Source organism: Allobosea sp. GW821-FHT03A12 (genome assembly GCF_058986765.1).
In genome coordinates this window covers 1-22,635 of record NZ_JBYSVZ010000001.1, presented here as the reverse complement: position 1 = coordinate 22,635, position 22,635 = coordinate 1, and the positions used below count along the sequence as shown (strand labels likewise).

The 22,635-nt window shown below is 63.8% G+C and carries 17 protein-coding genes, 1 tRNA gene and 1 pseudogene; 16 read left to right on the top strand and 3 right to left on the bottom strand.

Translation table 11 applies throughout. The features are described from left to right. Positions 1-90: 90 nt before the first annotated feature. Complete coding sequence (locus AC3WLC_RS00095; protein ID WP_493681920.1) at positions 91-3,216, bottom strand: efflux RND transporter permease subunit; 3,126 nt, start codon at positions 3,214-3,216, stop codon at positions 91-93. After that, on the bottom strand, positions 3,213-4,346 hold the full coding sequence (locus AC3WLC_RS00090; RefSeq protein WP_493681919.1) for an efflux RND transporter periplasmic adaptor subunit: 1,134 nt from the start codon (positions 4,344-4,346) through the stop codon (positions 3,213-3,215). Before AC3WLC_RS00090 ends, AC3WLC_RS00095 begins: the two co-directional genes overlap by 4 nt. Before the next feature lie 440 nt (positions 4,347-4,786). Between AC3WLC_RS00090 and AC3WLC_RS00085 the strand changes: the two genes are divergently transcribed. The 16 genes and pseudogenes from AC3WLC_RS00085 (at position 4,787) to AC3WLC_RS00010 (ending at position 22,201) form a co-directional block, all read left to right on the top strand. Further along, complete coding sequence (locus tag AC3WLC_RS00085; protein ID WP_493681918.1) at positions 4,787-5,188, top strand: helix-turn-helix domain-containing protein; 402 nt, start codon at positions 4,787-4,789, stop codon at positions 5,186-5,188. An 84-nt stretch (positions 5,189-5,272) separates the two neighbouring features. Beyond that, positions 5,273-5,549, top strand: a pseudogene (locus tag AC3WLC_RS00080) (IS630 family transposase); the annotation flags it as partial. A 137-nt stretch (positions 5,550-5,686) separates the two neighbouring features. Then, positions 5,687-6,079: a helix-turn-helix domain-containing protein gene (locus AC3WLC_RS00075; RefSeq protein WP_493681917.1), complete on the top strand. Its 393-nt coding sequence runs from the start codon at positions 5,687-5,689 to the stop codon at positions 6,077-6,079. 681 nt (positions 6,080-6,760) lie between these two features. Continuing rightward, positions 6,761-7,915 (top strand): transporter substrate-binding domain-containing protein, encoded by a 1,155-nt coding sequence (locus AC3WLC_RS00070; RefSeq protein ID WP_493681916.1) that lies wholly within the window; start codon positions 6,761-6,763, stop codon positions 7,913-7,915. 17 nt (positions 7,916-7,932) lie between these two features. Then, positions 7,933-8,622: an ANTAR domain-containing response regulator gene (locus AC3WLC_RS00065; RefSeq protein ID WP_493681915.1), complete on the top strand. Its 690-nt coding sequence runs from the start codon at positions 7,933-7,935 to the stop codon at positions 8,620-8,622. A 237-nt stretch (positions 8,623-8,859) separates the two neighbouring features. Continuing rightward, positions 8,860-10,107 (top strand): transporter substrate-binding domain-containing protein, encoded by a 1,248-nt coding sequence (locus AC3WLC_RS00060; RefSeq protein WP_493681914.1) that lies wholly within the window; start codon positions 8,860-8,862, stop codon positions 10,105-10,107. 63 nt (positions 10,108-10,170) lie between these two features. Then, positions 10,171-11,040, top strand: a complete 870-nt coding sequence (gene urtB, locus AC3WLC_RS00055) for an urea ABC transporter permease subunit UrtB (protein ID WP_493681913.1) — start codon at positions 10,171-10,173, stop codon at positions 11,038-11,040. Positions 11,041-11,065: 25 nt separating this feature from the next. Then, positions 11,066-12,184 carry an urea ABC transporter permease subunit UrtC gene (urtC, locus tag AC3WLC_RS00050; RefSeq protein WP_493681912.1) on the top strand — a complete coding sequence of 373 codons (1,119 nt, stop codon included), beginning with the start codon at positions 11,066-11,068 and terminating at the stop codon, positions 12,182-12,184. Beyond that, a complete protein-coding gene (urtD, locus tag AC3WLC_RS00045) occupies positions 12,181-12,945 on the top strand; it encodes an urea ABC transporter ATP-binding protein UrtD (RefSeq protein ID WP_493681911.1) in 765 nt (254 codons plus the stop codon). The genes urtC and urtD overlap by 4 nt, the downstream gene beginning before the upstream one ends. Next, positions 12,938-13,633 carry an urea ABC transporter ATP-binding subunit UrtE gene (gene urtE / locus AC3WLC_RS00040; RefSeq protein ID WP_493681910.1) on the top strand — a complete coding sequence of 232 codons (696 nt, stop codon included), beginning with the start codon at positions 12,938-12,940 and terminating at the stop codon, positions 13,631-13,633. Before urtD ends, urtE begins: the two co-directional genes overlap by 8 nt. A 26-nt stretch (positions 13,634-13,659) precedes the next feature. Continuing rightward, positions 13,660-14,694 carry an aliphatic amidase gene (locus tag AC3WLC_RS00035; protein ID WP_493681909.1) on the top strand — a complete coding sequence of 345 codons (1,035 nt, stop codon included), beginning with the start codon at positions 13,660-13,662 and terminating at the stop codon, positions 14,692-14,694. Between the two features lie 77 nt (positions 14,695-14,771). Next, positions 14,772-16,103: a purine-cytosine permease family protein gene (locus tag AC3WLC_RS00030; protein ID WP_493681908.1), complete on the top strand. Its 1,332-nt coding sequence runs from the start codon at positions 14,772-14,774 to the stop codon at positions 16,101-16,103. A gap of 42 nt (positions 16,104-16,145) precedes the next feature. Then, positions 16,146-17,165, top strand: coding sequence for an alpha/beta fold hydrolase (locus tag AC3WLC_RS00025; protein ID WP_493681907.1), 1,020 nt, complete (start codon positions 16,146-16,148; stop codon positions 17,163-17,165). A 59-nt stretch (positions 17,166-17,224) separates the two neighbouring features. Continuing rightward, entirely contained in the window at positions 17,225-18,025 is an 801-nt protein-coding gene (locus tag AC3WLC_RS00020) for a CbbQ/NirQ/NorQ/GpvN family protein (protein WP_493681906.1), read from the top strand. Positions 18,026-18,029: 4 nt separating this feature from the next. Continuing rightward, on the top strand, positions 18,030-20,240 hold the full coding sequence (locus AC3WLC_RS00015; protein WP_493681905.1) for a nitric oxide reductase activation protein NorD: 2,211 nt from the start codon (positions 18,030-18,032) through the stop codon (positions 20,238-20,240). A gap of 858 nt (positions 20,241-21,098) precedes the next feature. Then, positions 21,099-22,201 (top strand): IS3 family transposase gene (locus AC3WLC_RS00010; RefSeq protein WP_493681904.1). Its coding sequence is split into 2 segments (ribosomal slippage): positions 21,099-21,360 and positions 21,360-22,201, totalling 1,104 coding nucleotides; the frame shifts between segments, so codons are not numbered across the junction. A 357-nt stretch (positions 22,202-22,558) separates the two neighbouring features. On the opposite strand, the gene AC3WLC_RS00005 is transcribed toward AC3WLC_RS00010, so the two are convergent. Next, positions 22,559-22,635 (bottom strand) — tRNA-Met (locus AC3WLC_RS00005).

Here is a 22,635-nt window from a genome sequence, read left to right as displayed (position 1 = left end):
CGGGTTGAACTGCGCGAGGTCGCCCACCGTGGGTCGTTGAACGGCAAGGAAATTATTTGATTTGATCGACCGGCACGCAGCCAAGCCCGTTCATACTGGTTCTTCCTTCGCCTTGCCGTTCGTGCGTTCGCGCATCCACTGGAAGACGACGTAGAGCATCGGGACCAGGAAGATGCCGAAGAGCGAGGCGAAGAGCATGCCGCCGAAGACCGGCGTGCCGACCGCGCGGCGGCTGAGCGCACCGGCACCGGCGGCGATGACGAGGGGCAGCAGCCCGAGGATGAAGGCGAAACTCGTCATCATCACCGGGCGGAAACGCAGTCTTGCGCCGGAAATGGCGGATTCCTGGATCGACTCGCCCTTGGCGCGCTGCTCGAGGGCGAACTCGACGATCAGGATGCCGTTCTTGGCCGCGAGCGCGATCAGGACCACCAGGCCGATCTGCGCGTAGACGCCGAGACTGACGCCGCTGATCGCGATCGCGGCGACGGCCCCCATGATCGCGACCGTGACCGAGAGCAGGACCGCGACCGGCACATTCCAGCTCTCGTAGAGCGCGACGAGGAAAAGATAGGCGAAGAGCACGGCGAGCGCGAGCACGATCGCGGTCCCGCCGCTCGCCGCCTTCTCCTGCAAGGCGGTGCCGGTCCACTCGAAGCCGTAGCCGGGCGGCAGCGTCGTGGCGGAAATGCGCTCCATCGCGGTCAAGGCTTCGCCCGAGCTGACGCCCGGCTTCTGCGAGCCGTTGATGATCACTGCGCGATAGCCGTTATAGCGCGTCAGGGCCTGCGGACCGGTGACGAGCCGCACTTGCGCGACCGCGTTGATCGGCACCATCGTGCCGGCGCTGTTGCGCACATAGATCTTGCCGATGTCGGTGACGGCACGGCGGAAAGGCGTCTCGGCCTGGATATTGACCTGCCAGGTCCGCCCGAAAATGTTGAAGTCGTTGACGTAATAGCCGCCCAGCGTGGCCTGCAGGGCGTTGAAGACGTCGGAAATCCTGATGCCGAGCACCTGCGCCTTGTCACGATCGATGTCGAGATAGATCTGCGGCGTATCGGCGGCGAAGGTGCTGAACACCGCCGCGAGCTCGGGCTGCTGGTTGGCGGCGACGAGCAAGGCGCGCATCGTCGCGGCGATATCGGTCGGCGACTGGCCTTGCAGCGCCTCGAGCACATATTGGAAGCCGCCGGTGCTGCCGAGGCCGATGATGGGCGGCAGGTTGAAGGGGAAGACGGTCGCCTGCTGCACGGCGGCGAGCCGCGGCTGCAGGGTGCGGATGATGGCTCCGGCGCTCTGGGCCGGATCCGTGCGCTCCTCGAACGGCTTCAGCCGCACGACGAAGAAAGCCTGGTTCGACGAGGCCAGGCCGTCGATGAAGTTGAAGCCGACGACCGAAAGCACGCCTTCGACCCCGGCGATCGGCCGCACGATGCTCTCGACCTGTTCGACCACGGCCGCCGTCCGGTTCACCGAGGCGCCCTCGGGCAGGCGCATGGCGATGAAGAAGGCGCCCTGATCCTCCTCCGGCAGGAAGCTCTGCGGGGTGGTGACGAACAGCCAGCCGGTCGTGGCCACGATGCCTGCCAGCAGCAGGACGACGACGACCGCCACCCTGACGAGGCGCCTGACGATCGAGGCGTAGCCGTCGCGGACCTTGTCGATGCCGCTCATCACGTAGCGCATCGGGCCGCCGCTGCCATGGCTGCGCGTGATCAGGATCGAGCAGAGCGCCGGGCTCAGCGTCAGGGCGTTGACCGCCGAGATCAGCATCGCGACCGAGACGGCGACGGCGAACTGCCGGAAGAGCTGGCCGCTGATGCCTGGGATGAAGGCGACCGGCACGAACACGGCGAGCAGCACGAAGGTGATGGCGATGATCGGGCCGGTGATCTCGGCCATCGCCTTCTTCGTCGCCTCGGCGATGGTGAGCTGCGGCTCCTCCTCGACGACGCGCTCGACATTCTCGATGACCACGATGGCATCGTCCACGACAATGCCGATGGCGAGCACCAGAGCGAGCAGCGACACCGTATTGGCGGTGTAGCCGATCATCAGCATCACCGCGAAGGTGCCGACGATCGAGACCGGCACCGCGATCAGCGGGATGATCGTCGTCCGAAGCTTGCCGAGGAAGAGAAAGACGACGATGCCGACCAGAACGAAAGCTTCCAGCAGCGTCTTGATGACCTCGTCGATCGTCGCGCTCACGAAGACGGTGGTGTCGAAGAAGACGCTGTAGGCGAGATCGTCCGGGAAACGCTTGGACAGAGTCTCCATGGTCGCCCGCACCTTCTTGGCGACGTCGATGGCGTTCGCGCCAGGCGATTGGTAGATGCCCATCGCCGCGCCCGGCGCGCCATTGAAGCGGCTGTAGCGGTCGGCCGTGCGGGCGCCCAGCTCGACCCGCGCGACATCCCTGACGCGGACGACCGACCCGCCGGGATTGGTCCGCAGGACGATGTTGCCGAACTCCTCGGGCTTTGTCAGGCGGCCCTGGGTCTTGACGGTGAGCTGGTATTGCTGGTCGCTGCTGACGGGCGCAGCGCCGATGCGGCCGAGCGCCGCCTGCACGTTCTGACCCTGCACCGCGTTGATGATGTCGTTCGGCGTCAGGTTCAGCGCGGTCAGCTTCGTCGGATCGATCCAGACCCTGAGCGAATAGTCGAGCGGTCCGAACAGGCTGACCTGACCGACGCCGGGGATGCGGGCGAGCGCGTCGACGATGTTGATGGTGGCGTAATTGCTCAGATAGAGCGAATCGAAGCTGTGCTTGGGCGAATGGACCGTGACCACCTGCAGCAGGGCTGCCGATTTCTTGCGTATCGTCAAACCCTGGCGCGACACCTCGGACGGCAATTGCGGCGTGGCGAGCGAGGCACGGTTCTGGACGTTAACGGTGTTGATGTCCGGGTTGGTGCCGAGCGCGAAGGTGATGTTGAGCGAATAGCTGCCGTCGGCGCCGCTGGTCGACTGGTAGTAGAGCGCGTTGTCGACACCGTTGATCTGCTGCTCGATCGGCTGCGCGACAGTGGTCTCGACCACCTCCGCATCTGCGCCCGGATAGCTCGCCGTCAGCGAGACCTGTGGTGGGACGATATCGGGAAACTGCGCCACCGGGATCGAGAAAATGGCGAGAATGCCCGCCAGCGTGATCACGATCGAGATGACGAAGGCAAGCCGCGGCCGGTCGACGAAGACAGACGAGATCACGTCCTGCTCCCGCTGGCCGGAGCGATCGGCGTGGGATTGACGGTCAGCCCCGGGCGCACCTTGAGGATGCCGTCGACGATGACGTTCTCGCCTTCGGCGAGCCCGGATTCGACGACGATATCGGCATCCTGCTGCGGCCCCAGCTTGATCCGTCGCTGCTGGACCTTGTTGTCCTTGTCGACGATCAGGACGTAGCTGCCGGCCTGATCGACCTGGACCGCGGCTTGCGGCACGACGACGCGTGCCTGCGCGCTGCGCTCGCGCACCTCGACCGAGACGAACTCGCCGTCGATGAGCCGGCGCTCGGGATTGGGCAAGGTCGCGCGCATGGTCACCGTATCGGTGGTCTGGTCGACCTGGGGATCGGTATAGTTCCAGACGCCGGGGTGGTCGTATTCCTTGCCGGACGGCAAGCGCACGACGATCGCGATCTTCGACTGGCCGCCATCCTCCTGCTTGCGCTGCTCCCGGATGTCTTCAAGCTGACGCACGCTGACCTGGAACAGGACATACATCGGGTCCTGGCTGACGATAGTGGCGAGCGTGCCGCTACTGGGGCCGACGAGGTTGCCCTGCGTATAGGCCGTGCGGCCGATGCGGCCGGCGATCGGCGAGATGAGATCGGTATAGCCGAGATTTTCCTTGGCCTGGGTCAGGGCAGCCTGGCTCTGCAGCACCTGGGCATGGGCGATATCGAGATTGGCGCGATTGGTGTCGAGCGTCGCCTGGGACACGGCCTGGGTCTTCACCAGGTCCAGCGAGCGGTTGTAGGTGAGCTGCGCGTTGAGCTCGGCCGCCTTGGCGGAGGCCACATTGGCTTCGGCCTGAGCGAGCGCCGCCTGGTACTGCACCTTCTCGATCTGGTAGAGCCGGTCCCCGGCTTTGACGTCCTGCCCTTCGGTGAACTCCACCTTGTCGAGGAAGCCCTGGACGCGGGCTATCAGCGCCACGCTTTCCGGGGCCTTGATCCGGCCGACGAAGGAATAGGTCCAGCTCACGCCTTTCTTGCTGGCGGGAGCCACGCTCACCGCGGGTGGCGGCGGAGCCTGGGGCGCAGCGGCCTGCCGCTCATTGCAGGCGCCGAGCGATAACGCCAAGCCGACGACCGATGCCAGAACCTGCCATCTCATGTGCCGAGCCCTCGCGACCAGACGGGCCGATCGTCAGGGCAGCATCGTGGCAAATTTCCCGTCGGTTGAACAAGAGGAGCAGCAGCCGGTTAGTCGATCACGATAAGATGAGGTGAGCGCCGGCATGAGCGCTGCGAATGGCTCCTCGTACAGTGTCGCTTGCTGCGCCGCACCGCGTCGGCCTCCAGATCGTCAAGGGAGATGGCTCCGGTGACGCCGGGACAGCTCTTTCGCGCGACCATCCCCGCCGGGACTACGACAGGCCGCACATCCCTGGGAACTGATGTGAATGCTCTGACTTCAACCTCAGGTTGCTCAGATTTCCTCACGCGACCTGCAATTCGTTGTTCGGCTCATTTTGGAAACGCTCCCTTCAAGCCGTCAGCGGTTCCGGGGGGAGCATGCCGAGGGCGAGGAAAGGGCCTTCCAATGAATGCGCGATGGCCTTCTTGAAGGCCTGCCGCAAAGCGCTGAGGTTGACACAGATTCGCCTTGCTGGCTCTACCAGCGTCAGCCAGCAGCAAATTTCCAAATATGAGACGGGAAAGGACCTGATTCCTCTTTGGTTCGTGAGAGCGATTGAAGTGCTTTGGGGAACGAGTTTTGAGAGCTTCGAGCGATCAACCAGCGCACCTGTCTCCCCGGAGCGCAGCTTGGCGATGCCCCCGCAAGCTACTTACATAGCAGACATGGCAGAGGCCTCGCCCGAGATCGCGAGAGGTTCCAACGACCAGCAGACTGAAGCGGTGATACTTGACCTCAGATCGATTGAAGATCCAGCAGATCGGCAAAGAATCCGCGATCTCTACCTGACGCTGCTTCACAAGGGAGGCCGCGTGTAGGGCATGTTCGGCCATATTTGAATCCACCGTGAAGTGATGAGGGGTCATCAGGCCGCTTCAACTTGACCGTTGATGAAGCGGGCGATGGCACGAGCATTGAGCGATGATCTGCGTGGACGCGTTTTGAAGGCTTCGGACGAGGGGCTATCGGCCCGGCAGGGAGCGGTCCGTTTCGGTGTCGGGATCGTGACGGCGATCCGATGGATCGCACGGGCCCAGTTCGGTGAGACAACGGCGCGGGTGAGAAGCCGGCAGCGCGCTTTCGCGCCTCGATGCGCATGAAGTCTTCATTGCGGGGCTGATCGAGGAGCGGCGGAACACCACACTGAACGCAATGATGCCACGCTTGTCGGACGAGCGGTCGGCCGATGGTATTTCGATCAGTCAGTTGTGCCGCTGTTGACATGAGGCAGGATGATAGGCGCAGCCGCAAGGCACAGCTATTGACTGCACCAAATCTTATCATGCACGCTACAAGTGTGGAGCTGAGGACTCCGGATGGATCGTAGCTGGATAGAGCAGGTCAACCGTATAGTCGGGCGCCGGATGCGGCGTTGCCGGCTCGCGTTTGGGCTTGGCCGGGGCGAGATGGCACGCGCGCTCGGATTGAGTGCGGAGCAGTACGCTCTCTATGAAAGCGGCTCACAACGCCAGAGCTCCGAAACGCTGAAGCGGTTCGCCAGTATCTTGGGCTTGCGGCAAGGAACGCTCACGACCGGGATGGGGCAGCCGATAGAGGCGGCTGGCTTCAAGGATGCCGAGCAGGAGCGGTACAGGACGGGGCCAGCAGCGGCGCTGCGGGCCCGCATCGTGCAAGCCGCCGATGACATTGACGATCCGGAGAAGCTGGTCTTCGTCGCGCAGTTGGCAGAGTTTTTAGGCAAGCGCTGACCGTGCGCCTTGAACGCGAAAACCCCGCCGCGGATGCGACGGGGTTTTTCTCTGGATATTGGTTGCGGGGGCCTGAAACCACCGAGGGCATTTGCGAAAAGGTTCCGCTACTAGCCCTTAACGGGCTTTCGGAATGTCCGCTCTCGGGCGATCTGGTTCGCGAACCCTACCGAGTCGCCGGCGAGCTCGATGCGCTTATCCCCTTCGCGGCCGTGGCTCATGGTCGTCAGCGACAACGGCACCGAACTGACCCTACTTGCGACATGCAAAAGCAGGAAGAGCAATGCAGCGGGGGCTGCATCGCATCGGGCCGACAACCTCCTTCCGCAGCCCGTGTTGCCAGACCGGAACTTTTTAGTTCCGAGCGGACGGGGAACCGGAAGCAGGCCAACTGATACGCCTGTACGTCGAGCAAGGTGCAGTGAGCCCCGGGCATCTCGTTGACATGCCCGGTGTCCTGCAACTAGCATCTGCCTAACTACCGTTTCAGACGCAGCAATGAAGCTGCGGAAACATAACAGGCGATGCTGCCTCCATCGATCGGACTCCGTCCGGTCGTGGGGGCATTTTTGTTTGGCGGAAGAACGGCCGGAGGGGGCTGTCTAGGGGATTACTCAGGGCGAGCGCAAAAAACGAGATGCCGCCCGACGCGTTGAGGGACGCGGGAGGAGAAAAGAATCGATGGGAAAAGCGATTCGTTGCGCAGAGCGGACCTCCGCTCCGTGGCGTGTGGGCGTGTTGTTTTCGCGGACCGGCTTCATGTCGGTCATCGAAGAGACGCAGCTGCGCGGAACTTTGATCGCGATCGACGAGATCAACGATCGCGGTGGTATTCACGGCCGGCCGATCGAGCCGGTTATCTACGATCCTGGCTCGGATGCCCGCTCCTATGGGCAATATGCCAAGCGGCTGATGGTCGAGGACGGGGTCAGCACGATCTTCGGCTGCTACACCTCTTCAAGTCGCAAGGCCGTCCTGCCCGTGGTCGAGCGGCTCGACGGCTTGCTCTGGTACCCGACGCTTTACGAGGGCTTCGAGTTTTCGCCCAACGTCATCTACACGGGCGCGACGCCGAACCAGAATTCCGTGCAGCTCTGCCGCGCGCTGATGCAGCAATTTGGTACCCGCTTCTTCTTCATTGGGTCCGACTACATCTACCCGCGCGAATCCAACCGGGTGATGCGCGATCTCGTCCGCAACAATGGCGGCACGGTCGTCGGCGAGCAGTATTTGCGGCTGGAAGCGGACCGCAGCGAGTTCGTACCCCTGCTGCGCGAGATCAAGCGCGCCCAGCCCGACGTCATCTTCTCGACCGTCGTCGGCGAGTCCACCACCTTCCTTTATCAGGCCTATCACGACCTCGGCCTCAACCCGAAGACGGTCCCGATCGCCAGCCTGACCACGACCGAGGCCGAGATCCGGGCGATGGGTCACGATGTCGGCGAGGGCCACTACACCGCGGCGGCCTATTTCCAATGCGTCGAGAACGAGCGCAATTCGAACTTCGTCGCCCAGTATCACAAGCGCTACGGCGACGACGAGCCGACGAACATGTGCCTGGAAGCGTCCTACTTCCAGGTCAATGTCTTCGCGAAGTCGCTCGAAGCAACGAACTCGCTGGATACGCGCTGCTTGCGTTCCTGGGTGATGGGTGCCGAATTCGACGCGCCGCAAGGCTGCGTCTCGATCAATCCGGTCTGGGGGCACGCCGATGTCTGGACGCGGATCGGACGCGCCAACCGCAACGGACAGTTCGATATCGTCTTCCAGTCCGCCACAAGCGTGAAGTCGGACCCCTATCTGATGGGGCAAGGCCGCGCGCTCGAGCTGTGCTGACCAGACGGGAATGGCCAATGGCCGCGACGGGGAAAGAGGCGACCAGCTTCATGGCGATGTCAGGGTACGCATACGAACGTGCTGGCGGGTCGCATCCCGCCGATCCACGCACCGCCGTTTCCGAACGGCCGGCGCGGCAGGGTTCCGTCGAACCGGAGCTCAATATCGCCGTGATGGTCGAGCGCGACGATCATGGCGAGTTCCTCATCCGCGAGCTGCAACGCCAGCGCGTCACGGTGCGGCATATCTGGCCGCTGCCGTCCCAGATTCCGCTGCAATACGACGCCATCTTTTGCGCGCTCTCCGCGGACCTGCCGCAGCGCATCCCGTGGGTTCCGGGCGAGCCTTCCTCGGCGCTGATCCTGGTCGACGACGGCAAGGCGCCGCTGAATCTCAAGCTCATCCACAATTGCGCCGCGCACGGCCTGCTGCATTATCCGGCCTCGTCGCGGGCGATCCAATCAGTGCTGATGCTGGCGCGCGAGCATTTTCAGTACGAGCGTCGCCTGCGCGGACGGATCGACAAGCTCGACGAGAATCTGCGCACGATGCGGGTCGTCGAGCGCGCCAAGGTGCTCTTGATCCGGCTCAAGAACCTGACCGAGGACGAGGCCTATAACTTCCTGCGCAAGCAGGCCATGGAGAAGCGCGTCACCATCGCGGCCGTCGCCACGGCCGTGATTGACTCGCATGATCTGCTCAGTTAGCGTCGTTACAGTTTCAAGACGGCAAGGACGCCGTCGGCACATAACGGGTCATGACGCCCCCACGCAGTCGCGGAAGCGCAGCGTGGGGTTTTTTGTTTTCTAGGCCCAGTTCGATACGCGTTTGCGCGGCGAAGCTGCCGCATTCCACATTCCGAGGCGAAGAAGCCCCGAACGACTCCGCCCATCCGGGCGGCGCCGCTCGGGGCTTTTTCTTTTGCAAGAAAAAAGGGGAAGAGGGTGAAAAACGACAGGCGCACATTCATCAAACACGCTACCGCGGCGGGTGCTTTCACCGCCGCAGGATTCCCGCATATCTGGTCGAAGAACGCTTCGCTGGCCTATGCCCAGAGCGGGCAGATCAAGGTCGGCGTCCTCTTCTCTCTGACCGGCACCACCGCCATCATCGAGGAGTCGCTAAACAAGGCGACGATCATGGCAATCGAGGAGATCAACGCTGCCGGCGGCGTCAACGGCATGAAGATCGTGCCGGTCGTCGAGGATCCGGCATCCGACCCTGCGACCTTCGCCGAGAAGGCCCGCAAGCTCGTGCTCAGCGACAAATGCGTGTCGGTGTTCGGGTCCTACACCTCTGCCAGCCGCAAGGCGGTCCTGCCGGTCTTCGAGAGGCAGGCGAACCTGTTTTTCTACCCGACGCTCTATGAGGGCCGCGAGTGCTCGAAGAACGTCATCTATACCGGCGCCGTCCCCAATCAGCAGCAGGACGACTTCGTGCCCTGGCTGGTCGAGAAGTTCGGCAAGCGCTGGTACATGATCGGCTCGAACTACATCTACCCGAAGGAAGAGAACAACTACTGCAAGAAGCTGCTGAAGAGCCTCGGCGCCGAGGTGATCGCCGAGGAATACGTCCCGCTCGGCCATTCCGAATTCTCGTCGGTGATCAACAAGTTCCGCTCCGAGAAGCCGAACGTGATCTTCTCCACCGTGGTCGGAGATTCGGTCGTGGCGCTGCACCGGCAATACCGCGCCGCCGGCCTCGACCCGGCGACGATGCCGATGGCGAGCCTGACCACCTCGGAAAACGAGGTTGCGGCGATGGGCGGTGATGCGGCCGCCGGCCACTTCACCTCGGCACCCTATTTCATGGTGCACGAATCCCCCGAGAACAGGCGGTTCGTCGAGGCCTATCGGAAGCGCTGGGGCGCCGACAAGGTCACGCATTTCGTGTCTGAATCGTCCTATTTCCAGGTCCATCTGTTCAAGCAGGCTGTGGCGAAGCTGAAGGCGGGCGACATCAACCCGCTCACCATCCGCGAGGCCCTGAAGGGCGAGCAGTTCCAGGCGCCCCAGGGGTTGGTCAAGGTCGAGCCCGAGAACCTGCATTGCTGGCTGCATCCCAAGATCGGCCAATGCCAGTCGGATGGGCAGTTCAAGATCCTGAAGCAATCAGCGAACTGGCTCGAGCCGAACCCCTACAGCGCCTATCCGAACCAGAAGTGCACGGCCGAAGGGCTGAAGGAAATCTGATCTTTCGATTTCGCCGGTGGCCGCCTCAGGCGGCCACCCTGCACGCCTCCGGACAGGTTCGTCATGGATTTCGTCGTTTCTCAGCTGCTGACCGGGCTCAGCCTGTCGTCGATCCTGCTGCTCGTCGCGCTCGGTCTTGCCATCATCTACGGCGTCACCGGCGTCATCAACCTCGCCCATGGCGAGTTCGTGATGCTCGGGGCTTATTGCGCCTGGTTGTTGCAGACCCAGCTCGGCTGGGGCCTGCTGCCCAGCCTGATCCCGATATTCATCGCGGTGGCGTTGCTGGGCCTCGCCATCGAATATCTGGTCATCCGGCATCTCTACGACCGGCCGCTCGACACCATCCTCGCGACCTGGGGGCTCGGCGTCATGGCCCAGCAGATCGTGCGCCTGCTGGCGGGCGGAGAATTGCGCTATGTCCAGATGCCGGCGGCGCTCTCCGGAAGCATCAACATTCTCGGCGCCACCGATTCCGCCTATCGCCTATTCGTGCTGGGGGTCGCCCTCGGGCTGTTCGCCCTGACCTGGTATGTCTACCGCCATACCTCGATCGGCCTGCAATTGCGGGCAATCACCCAGAACCGCCAGATCGCCTCGAGCTTCGGCATCAATGCCGGCCGCGCCTATCGGCTGACCTTCGCCTACGGCGCCGGCATCGCCGGGCTGGCCGGGGCGCTGATCTCGCCGCTCAAGAGCGTCTCGCCGGAGATGGGCACGGGCTATGTCGTCGACGCCTTCATGGTCGTCGTAGTCGGCGGCGTCCAGAGCCTGTTCGGCACGGTCGTCAGCTCCGGCCTGCTCGGAGAGCTCACCGGCGCGCTCGCCTATCTCAGCAACGACACCATCGCCAAGGCGCTCGTGCTCGCCGCGGTTGTCGTCATCATCCGCTTCCGGCCGCAGGGGCTCTTCACGCCCCGCATCCGCGCCTGACACCTTCATGAAACGAAGCTTGCCGATGTCAAACAAACCGATCCTGCAGCTGTCGATCTATGGAGCCGTCTGCCTGGCACTCCTCCTGGTCCCGGCCTTCATCGACGACGCCTTCCTGCTCAACAAGTTCGCGCGCTACCTGATCTTCGGCATGCTCGCCGTCGCGCTGAGCCTGTCCTGGGGCTATGCCGGCATCCTCAACCTCGGTCAGGCGACGACCTTCGGCCTCGGCTCCTATTGCATGGCGATGGCGCTGAAGCTGAAGACCGTGCCGATCCATACCGGCGCAGAGGGACTGCCGGACTTCATGGTCTGGAACAACGTCACCGAACTGCCCTGGATCTGGTGGCCGTTCCAGTCGCTGCCTTTCGCCGTCGCGGCTGGCGTCCTCGTTCCCGCCGCCTTTGCCGCGCTGCTCGGCTGGTTCATGTTCGGAGGACGTGTCACCGGCGTCTATTCGGCGATCATCACCCTGGCCGCGATGGTCGTGGTCAACCTGATCATCATCGACCAGCAGAGCTACACCGGCGGCTTCAACGGCATCACCGACCTCGCACGCTTCGAGGTGCTGGGGATCACCTTCGACGCCTATGCGCGCTCGACTTATTTCCTGGTCGCGGGCAGCCTGACGCTGGCGCTCTTCACCGCGCTCGCGGTGACGCGCTCGAAGACCGGGCTGATCCTGCAGGCGATCCGCGATCAGGAGGAGCGCGTCCGCTTCTTCGGCTATGACGTCGCCCGCTACAAGACCTTCGTCTTTGCGGCCTCCGCCGCGATCGCTGGCCTGGCCGGCATGCTCTACACGATCGTGATGGAGTTTGCCTCGCCGACCTTTCTCGGCGTGCCGCTCAGCCTGTCCATCGTCATCTGGGCCGCGGTCGGTGGCCGCCAGAGCCTGCTCGGCGCCATGCTCGGCGCGCTCCTGGTGACGGGCGTGCAGGGGAGCCTGTCGGAATCGGAGACCTTCCTCAGCACCTGGACGCTGGTAATGGGCGGGTTGTTCGTCCTGATCGTGCTGTTCATGCCGCGCGGACTGGCCGGCATCGTCTCCGGCCTGCGCCGCCGCGATACAGCCCAGAAGGCCGCGGCGCAGCCGCCCCACCCCGTCGGTGCCGCCGGTGCTCCCGCAGGGAGGACGGCATGACCGGCGCGGCACAGGCGCAGCTCGCTCTGCGCAACGTCACCGTATCCTTCGGGGGCTTTGTCGCCGTGGCTGGCCTCGACCTCTCGGTCAACCGGGGTGAGCTGCGCTGCCTGATCGGCCCCAACGGCGCCGGCAAGACCACGACGCTCGATCTGATCTGCGGTCGTTCGCGGATCTCGTCCGGCGCGATCGTCTTCGACGGCAGGGAGATCCACCAGCTCAGCGAATTCGAGATCGCCCGGACCGGCATCGGCCGCAAGTTCCAGGTACCGAGCGTCTTCCGCGAGCTCAGCGTGCGGGACAATCTCGAGATCGGCAGCTCACGCCAATACGGCGTCCTGCGCAATCTCGGCAAATTCGGCGGAGCGGCTGATCGTGAACGCCTCGAGCGCCTGGCCGAGCTCGTCGGCCTCTCGGACGATCTCGACAAGCAGGCGGCGCAGCTCTCGCACGGCCAGACGCAATGGCTCGAGATCGCGCTGATCCTGGCGCAGGACCCGCCGCTCATCCTGATGGACGAGCCGACCGCGGGTATGACCGCTCACGAGACCGAGAAGACGGCCCAGCTCTTCAACACGCTGCGCGGCAAGCACACGCTGATCGTGGTCGAGCACGACATGGGCTTCGTGCGCGACATCGCCGAGACGATCTCGGTGATGCACCAAGGCAGGCTGCTGGCGCAGGGCACGGCCGACGAGGTCTCCGACGATCCGCAGGTTCGCGAGGCCTATCTCGGCTCGGGAGGCATCGGCCATGCTTGAGCTCACCAATGTCGATGGCTTCTACGGCCGCAGCCGCGCCCTGCAATCGGTCTCGCTGAGCGTGGGCAAGGGCGAGTTCGTCAGCGTGCTCGGGCGCAACGGCGTCGGCAAGACGACGCTGCTGCGCACGATTCTCGGCCTGATGTCGAAAACCTCGGGCTCGATCCGGCTCGACGGCAGCGAGATCGGCGAGCTGCCGACGCATCGCCGCGCCAAGGCCGGACTGGGGTACGTGCCGCAAGGCCGGGGCATCCTGCCCGATTTCACCGTGCGCGAGAACCTGCTGCTGGGAACCTACGCCGCCGAGACCTCGGAACGGCGGATCCAGGATTACGTCTTCGAGCTCTTCCCGATCCTGCGGGACTTCCTTGGCCGGCGCGGCGGCAATCTGTCCGGCGGCCAGCAGCAGCAACTCGCCATCGCCCGCGCGCTATTGTCCCAACCCAAGATCCTGCTGCTCGACGAGCCGACGGAGGGCATCCAGCCCAACATCGTCGAGCAGATCGAGGACATCCTGATCGACCTCAACCGCAAGCGCGGCCTGTCGATCATCCTCGTCGAGCAGAACATCACCTTCGCGCGTCGCGCATCGCACCGTTTTGCGATGCTCAACCGGGGCAGCGTTGCGGTCAGCGACCGCATCGAAGCGCTCTCCGAAGATCTCATCCATCGCTACCTCGTCGTCTGAGACGGGCAACCCAAGGAGGCCAGACCATGTATCACGGCGATATTACGAGCAGTAAGGACACCGTCGGCGTCGCCGTCGTGAACTACAAGATGCCGCGCCTGCATACCAAGCAGGAGGTGCTCGCCAATGCGCGCAATATCGCTGCGGTGATCGAGGGCATGAAGGTCGGCTTGCCGGGCATGGATCTGGTGATCTTCCCGGAATATTCGACGCATGGAATCATGTACGATTCCAAGGAGATGTATGAGACCGCCTCGCAGATTCCGGGTGAGGAGACGGAGATTTTCGCCGCCGCCTGCCGGAAGGCGAATGTCTGGGGCGTGTTCTCGCTGACCGGCGAGCGCCATGAGGAGCATCCCAACAAGGCGCCCTACAACACGCTCATCCTGATGAACAACAAGGGCGAGATCGTCCAGAGATATCGCAAGATCATGCCCTGGGTCCCGATCGAGGGCTGGTATCCCGGCGACTGCACCTATGTCTCGGAAGGGCCGAAGGGCCTGAAGATCAGCCTGATCATCTGCGACGACGGCAACTACCCCGAGATCTGGCGCGACTGCGCCATGCGCGGCGCCGAGCTGATCATCCGCTGCCAAGGCTACATGTACCCGGCCAAGGAGCAGCAGGTGCAGATCTCGAAATCGATGGCCTGGGCGAACAACGTCTATGTCGCGGTTGCGAACGCTTCGGGCTTCGACGGCGTCTATTCCTATTTCGGCCATTCGGCGATCGTCGGCTTCGACGGCCGCACGCTCGGCGAGTGCGGCACCGAGGAGAACGGCATCCAGTACGCCCAGCTCTCGGTATCGGCGATCCGCGATGCCCGCAAGAACGGCCAGTCGCAGAACCATCTCTTCAAGCTGCTGCACCGGGGCTACACCGGCATGATCAACTCCGGCGACGGCGACAAGGGCACTGCGGCCTGCCCCTACAACTTCTACGCCAAATGGATCAACGATCCCGAAGGCACGCGCGAGATGGTCGAGGCGATGACGCGCACGACCGTCGGCACCGACGAGTGTCCGATCGACGGCATTCCGAACACATCAGCCCATCGCTGAACCGAACGAGACGCGCCCGGCGCGCCGGCGCCGGGCGGCGCGACCAAACATCCGACAACGAAAAAGGGGGATTCGCGGTGTCCACACATTCCGCAGGACCGGGCGCGGCTGCGCCGTCCGACGCCGATCACGTGCTCGGCGAGGAATACGAGCACGAGCCGGTACCAATGGCGGCCCGGCGCAGCCTGTTCTCGATGGTGATGGTCTGGGCCGGGTTCCCGATGATCATCACCGGCGCCATGACCGGTTCGCTGCTGGTTCTGGGCATGGGCTTCTCCCGTGCGCTCGTCGCCATGATCATCGGCAACCTGATCATGCTCTCCTATGTCGGCGCGCTCGGCCTGTCGGCGACCCGCAGCGGCATGAACTTCGCGCTGATCGCTTCGCGTGTCTTCGGCACGAAGGGCTATGCGCTCGCCTCCGGCCTGCTTTCGACCCTGCTGCTCGGCTGGTTCGCCGTCCAGACCGGCATCACCGGCGCGCTCGTCGCCAGCACTTACGGGCTGAACTATGTCGCGATGACCATCGTCGCGGGGCTGCTCTATATCGGGATCACCTTCGTCGGCGTGCGCGGCCTGCATCTGATCGGCATGGTCTCCGTCCCGCTGTTCTTCGTGCTCGGCCTCTTCGTTGTCGTGCACGCCGCCGGTACCACCAGCTTCGAGGCGATCTGGGCCTATGCCGGCAACAACGGCGTCGCGACGATGTCGATGGGCGTCGGCCTGACCGTCGTGATCGCGCTCTTCATCGACGCTGGCACCGTGACCGCCGACTTCAACAGATGGTCGAAGACCGGCAGCCATTCGCTGATCGCGACGTTCTCGGCCTTCCCGGTCTCGAACCTCGTCGCGATGCTCGTCGGCGGCATCATGACGGCTGCGCTCGCCGTGCCGAACGCCAACCCGTTCGGCGCCGACAACATGTTCGGCTACATGAACAAGCTGCAGATCGGCTGGCTCGGTGCCCTCGCCTTCCTGTTCCTCTACATCAATCTCGGCTCCGTCTGCTCGCACTGCCTCTACAACGCCGCGACCGGCTGGTCGCGCATCCTGCGCTCGAAGATGCGCCTGATGGCCGTCATCCTCGGCCTCGTCGGCATCGCCATCGCCGCCGGCAATGTCTGGGCCTTCTTCATTCAGTGGCTGTCGCTGCTCGGGATCATCGTGCCGCCGATCGGCATGATCCTGCTCGTCGAGGCCTATGTTTTGAAGCACGGATCGGTGGTGCAGAGGGAATGGCGCTCGCTGCCGTTCGTCTCCTGGGCGATCGGCGCGGCGGTGGGCTTCATCGTCGAGTTCTATGCGCCCCAGCTCTCGACGGCGATCAGCGCCGGCGTCGTCGCCGCCATCGCCCATCTCGTCCTGACCTCCTTCGCGGCCGGACGAGCTGCGGACCGCGCTCCGGCCTGACCGGGCCGTTCCATCGACATCCCAATTTGAGAGACTATCGCGATGACGACCGATTACGAGATCTTCGAGCTGGGCGATCATGCCCTTCAGCGCGGCGCGACGCTGCGCAATGCTAGGCTGGCCTACAAGACCTTTGGCTCGCTCAACGCGGCCAAGGACAATGCCATCGTCTACCCGACCTGGTATTCCGGCCAGCACTACGACAATGAATGGCTGGTCGGGCGCGGCATGGCGCTCGACCCCGACAAGTACTTCATCATCATCCCCAACATGTTCGGCAACGGGCTGTCCTCGTCGCCGAGCAACACGCCCGAACCCTATAACGCCGCCCGTTTTCCGAGGGTGACGGCCTATGACAACGTCCGCGCGCAGCACCGGCTGGTGACCGAGCATTTCGGGATCGAGCATCTGCGGCTCGTCACCGGCTGGTCGATGGGCGGGCTGCAGACCTTCCATTGGGGCGCGCTCTATCCCGACATGATGGATCTGCTCGCGCCGTTCTGCGGCTCGGCGAAATGCTCCCGCCACAACATCGTCTTCCTCGAAGGCGTGAAGGCGGCGTTGACCGCGGACGATGCCTTCCGCGACGGCTGGTATGTCGACAAACCCCACAAGGGCCTGCGCGCAGCGGCGCGGGTCTATGCCGGCTGGGGCTTCTCGCAGGCCTTCTATCGCGAGGAGCTGGACATCAGGACACTGGGATACAGCTCGCTCGAGGACTTCCTGGTCGCCTTCTGGGAGGGCTTCTTCCTCGACCGGGATCCCAACAACCTGTTGGCCATGCTGTGGACCTGGCAGAACGGCGATATCTCGGCCAACGAACTCTACAACGGCGACTACAAGGCCGCGCTCGGCGCGATCAAGGCGAAGACCTACGTCATGCCCGGCCAGACGGATCTGTATTTCCCGCCGGAGGATAGCCGCAACGAGGTCGACAACATGCCGAATGCGCGCTTCGTCCCCATTCCCTCGATCTGGGGGCATTTCGCCGGCGGCCCAGGCACCAATCCGGTCGATATCAAGTTTCTCGACGACAAGCTCAAGGAACTCCTCGCATCCTGACGCAGCGCGCGCGGCGGTGCGTGTGACAGCCGCCACGCGACCATCGAGGGCCTGACGACGTGACGAATCTGGACGCCTACCGCATCGCCAAGGAACCGTTCTACCGCTCGGTCGGAGGCGAAGTCGGACTGTTCGAGGCTGCCTATCGCAGCCGGATGCCAGTGATGCTGAAAGGGCCGACCGGCTGCGGCAAGACCCGCTTTGTCGAGCACATGGCCTGGCGCCTTGGCCGGCCGCTGGTCACCGTGTCGTGCCATGAGGACATGACCGCCTCGGACCTCGTCGGGCGCTATCTGCTCGATGCCGAGGGCACCGTCTGGCATGACGGGCCGCTGACGCTGGCGGTGCGCCAGGGCGCGATCTGCTATCTCGACGAGATCGTCGAGGCGCGGCAGGACACCACCGTGGTCATCCACTCGCTCACGGACGACCGGCGCATCCTTCCGCTGGAGAAGAAGAACGAGGTGGTGAAGGCCCATCCCGACTTCCAGGTCGTGATCTCCTACAACCCCGGGTACCAGAGCGTTCTCAAGGACCTCAAGGAATCGACCAAGCAGCGCTTCGCAGCCATCCCCTTCGACTATCCTGAAGCGGCCGGCGAAGCCGAGATCGTGATGCGAGAGGCCGGCTCCGACAAGCGCACCGCCGAGACGCTGGTGCGCATCGGCGCGCGCTCACGCAACCTCAAGGGCTGCGGGCTGGACGAAGGCGCCTCGACAAGGATGCTCGTCAACGCCGCCCTGCTGGTCGCCGCCGGCGTCCCGATCATGGAGGCCTGCCAGGTCGCGCTCGTGATCCCGATCACCGACGATGACGATCTGCGCGATGCGTTGACGGGTGCCATCGCGGCCTGCGTCTGATGCCATGACGACCACCGAGGGCCGAAAGGAGACGGTACGAGCGTTTCCGGCCGAATGGCAGGGGCGCTGGAGCGCAGCCCATGCGCGCATCGACCACGCCGGCTATGGCGACCTCGTGGCCAGCGCCTATCGCAGCGCCGGGCCGATCGTCGCGACGAGGTCGGGGCCGGCCGAGGCGATCCGGCTCGGCGAAACCGTCTCGCTCGTCGCAATTCGCGCCGGCCGCCGGGCGGCCTGCCTGCTGGTGGACGCGGCGTTGCATGCCGCCACGGTTGCTCGTGATCCATCCGAGCTCATAGCGTGGCTCGAGCTGATCGACGACATCGCGAGGCGTGCTCCGAAGATGCTGAGCGCCTTCCTGCAAAACGGCTCTCAGGTTCTCGACCTGCTCGGCTTCACGGGTCTTGCGGCCTTTGCACGCATGGGACTCGATCTTGCCCGCGACGACGCTCGCCGGCTGGCCTTCTTTTCGCTGCAGAGCCCAGAAGCGCGCCAACTGCTCGAACGACAGCATCCGTCTGCTTCGCTGCCGGAATTGCTGCCCGGGCTCAAGCCCTATCTCCGCGCGGTTTGGGCCATCTCGCCGCCGATCGTCGAAACGCCAGGTGGCGCTCCCGAAGCGATGCGCCGGCGCGCCGGCTTCGGTGGGGGCGGCATCCGTCTGCCGCCATCCTATGCCGGTTTTCCGGCGAGCGATCAGAAACAGCTTCATCGCGCGACGCTGGCCCATATCGGCGCGCATCACTGCTTTACCAGCAAGAAGTTCTTGGCCACCGGCCTGAAGCCGCTGCAGCTCGCGCTGGTTTCGCTGATCGAGGATGCGCGGGTCGAGCGGCTGGCCATGCGTGAGATGCCGGGGCTGTTCGCCCTTTGGCGGGGCTTTCACGTGGCACGGCCAGAGGGCGCACCGGTTGCCATCACGCTGATGGCACGGCTGGCGCGGTCCCTGCTCGATCCGTCCTACGAGGACCCGCATGGCTGGGTGAGCAAGGGCCGGGCACTCTTCGAGGAGGCTGCCGCAATCGACATCGGCTCCCAGCAGCTCAGCCGCCATATCGGCGGGCTCCTGGGCAATGACATCGGCCAGATGCGGCTGCAGTTCGACGCTAAGAGCTATGTCGTGCAGCCAGCCTATCGCGACGACAACATGGGCATCTGGGATTTCGGAGACGACAATCCCGAAGTTCCCTACGAGATGCAGGCGCCTGCCGAGGGCGCCCGCCTCGAGCAACGCGACGGCGACGACGGCCGCCCCGAGCCAGACCCTATCCCCGACGATTCGAGCGGCCGCGCAGCGATGGTCGAGGCGAACGAGGATGTCGCCATCGCGCGTTATCCGGAGTTCGATTATGTGACCGGGCGCGAACGGCCGGACTGGTGCACGGTCCGTGAGCCGCCCGTTCCTATGGCATCGCCTGCCGCGCTGCATCGCGCCATCGAGCAACGCGCCGATCTCGCCAACCGCCTGACCGCCATCATCAGGTCGTCGAAGGTCAGCCGTCAGCAGCAGGTTCACCGGCAAGCGGAAGGCGAATTCCTCGACATGGACGCGGCAATCGAGGCCGTGATTGCACAGCGCTCCGGCCAGATGCCTGAGGAACGTCTCTATGGGCGCTATGAGCGCCGCCACCGCGATCTCGCCACCCTCGTGCTCATCGATAGCTCCGCCTCCACCGGGGAACGCATCAGTGGTCGCGGCGAGACGGTGCTGGAGACTGAACGCCTTTCCGTGGCCCTGCTGGCGCGGGCGATGGTGGAGCTCGGCGATCCTTTCGCGCTTGCGGCATTCTCCTCCAACACACGCGATGATATCGGCTATCAGCGGATCAAGGATTTCGCGGGCCGCTATGACATGGCGGCCGAGGGCCGGCTGGCAGGCTTGCAAAGCCACCATTCCACGCGGCTCGGAGCGGTGATACGGCATGCCGGCAAGGACTTGAAACGGCAGCTGAACTACCGCCGGCTTCTCCTGATCATCACCGATGGCGAGCCGCACGACATCGACGTCGATGACCGACGCTATCTGGTCGAGGATGCGCGCGCGGCCGTCCACCAGCTACGCAATGACGGGATCGATGTGTTCTCAATCATCCTCGATTCGGACGCCGAATCCTATGCAATCCGCATTTTCAGACGCCAGAATTGCGTTCAGTTGAAGTCGATCGAGACCTTGCCCGAAAAATTGCCTGGCTTGCTGCTGCGGTTGGCAATGTAGTGGGATCATGCGTGATAAGCCGCTAAGGCCGACCGCATAGCCGAATTCCTGGATGAGGTCACGTCGCCGGCTGGGCAGAAATCGGTGCCTTCAGCATCGGCGAGCATTATCGTGTCGAATTCCTCGATTCCACGCTTGCGAGTATTCTCGCCGCGGCTTTGTGGAATCGACACGAAAGCGACAGCGCAAGCCGCGGCAACACATGAGTTTGCCGTGGTTCGCCATCAGCAGCCGATCCGGCTCCCGGACGGCACGCTCTGATCTTCGGCGGAGGCTGAACGTTCCGCTCGTGCTCGAAGGACGTCGCGCCCGAGTGCAGCACCTCCGAACCGTGTTCTGCGAGACGTACAACTCGCGGGCGATCCCCTCGATCGTCCTCCCTCGGACCAAGAACTCGCGTCGGATCGAGCAAGAAGGCAAGCCAGTCCATTGGGAACGTCAGCTTTCAGGAGGGGCCCTGATGTCCGGAAGTGGCGCAATCCAGAAGCGCACTTAACGGCCATTTGTAAGAGCAAAGGCCTTGATCGCTCGGTTCAACCCAACTTTGGAAGCCATGCCCACCAAGCCAGCGATAGCGACGCTGACGGGGATAGACATTACCCAGCACCATATTCCGATCGGTTGCCCAGGCAGCCCAAGTTGTACCGCCATATCGAAAAGAATGACGGGGACACCGATGATCAGAAGAGCACCGCTGATCCAAGTACTTAGGATGGCCAGCCATTCCGCTGGAATCGCTTTCGTAACGAGTCTGAAGGCTCCAGACAGCCCAACGCGTGATCCGAGCCCTTAAAACTGGACCGCTTTGAGCTAGAGTTTTCCGCGTCGCTTCCCATGGGCTGGGAGGAGCGGAAGACGATGAAGGATTCGAAGTTCTCGGACCCGCAGAAGGCGTTCATCCTGAAGCAGGGCGCGGACGGGTTTCCGGTGGCGGAGATCTGCCGGCGGGCCGGAATCAGCCAAGCAACCTACTTTAACTGGAAGAAGAAGTACGAGGGTCTGCTGCCGGCCGAGATGCGCCGGTTGAAGCAACTCGAGAACGAGAACGCGAAGCTGCGCAAGCTCGTCGCCGACCTCGCACTGGACCGTGAGATGCTGCAGGACGTCATCCGCCGAAAGCTCTGAGGCCTGGTCGCAAGCGCGAGCTCGTCGGCCTGGTCTGTGGCGAGTGGCAGGTGTCGATCCGGCGGGCCTGTGCGGTCCTTGAGTTCGACACGTCGAGCTACCACTACAAACCGTGCCGGCCCGACCAGGCCCCCTTGGCAGCCCGGATCAAGGCGATCTGCGAAACCCGCGTTCGCTACGGCTATCGCCGTGTCGACGTGCTGCTGCGGCGCGAGGGCTGGCATGTCAATCAGAAGCGGATTCGAAGGATCTACAATGAGTTAGGCTTGCAGCTCCGGAACAAGACGCCCAAGCGCCGGGTCAAGGCGAAGCTGCGCGAGGACCGCGCGCCGGCGACGCGGCCCAACGATGTCTGGGCGATGGACTTCGTCCATGACCAGCTCGCCACCGGCCGCAAGATCCGGGTTCTTACGGTGGTCGACACCTTCTCGCGCTTCTCGCCGGCCGTCGATCCGCGCTTCAGCTACCGGGCGGAGAACGTCGTCGCCACGCTCGAAAGGGTCTGTGCGAAACTGAGCTATCCGAGGACGATCCGGGTCAATCAGGGCTCCGAGTTCGTCAGCCGCGACCTCGACCTGTGGGCCTATGCCAAGGGCGTCACCCTGGACTTCTCACGGCCAGGGAAGCCGACCAACAATGCCTTCATCGAGGCGTTCAACGGCCGCTTTCGCAGCGAGTGCCTGAACACGCACTGGTTCCTGACCCTTGCGGATGCGGCCGAAAAGATGGAGGCTTGGCTCAGATACTATAACGAGGATCGGCCGCACGGGGCCATCGGCAACAAGCCTACGATCCTGCTGCAAAATCCCGGCGGCATGCACAGCTCACCGCTGTGATCGAAGGCCGGAAACTCCAACCTCCGGCGATCCAGCAAATGGTCTCGGATCACGAGAAGCGGCTGTTGAGCGCCGAGCTATCTGATCCCGCGGAACGCCCTGCGGTCCTGGTCCATCCCAACTTGGCGGAAGCCTACCGCCGTCGCGTGGCAGAGCTGGAGAGCCTGCTGGAGGATCCGGAGCTGCGGGCTGAAGTGATCGAGGCGCTCCACTCGATGATCGAACAAATTGTGGTCGCTCCGCGCGACACCGGCGGCGTGACGCGTGAGTTGCACGGCGATCTGGCGAGAATCCTGAGCTTGTGCTCCGAACAAACGAAAGCCCTGTCTCAGGGAGAGACAGGGCTTTCATTCTCAGTGGTTGCGGGGGCCAGATTTGAACTGACGACCTTCAGGTTATGAGCCTGACGAGCTACCGGGCTGCTCCACCCCGCG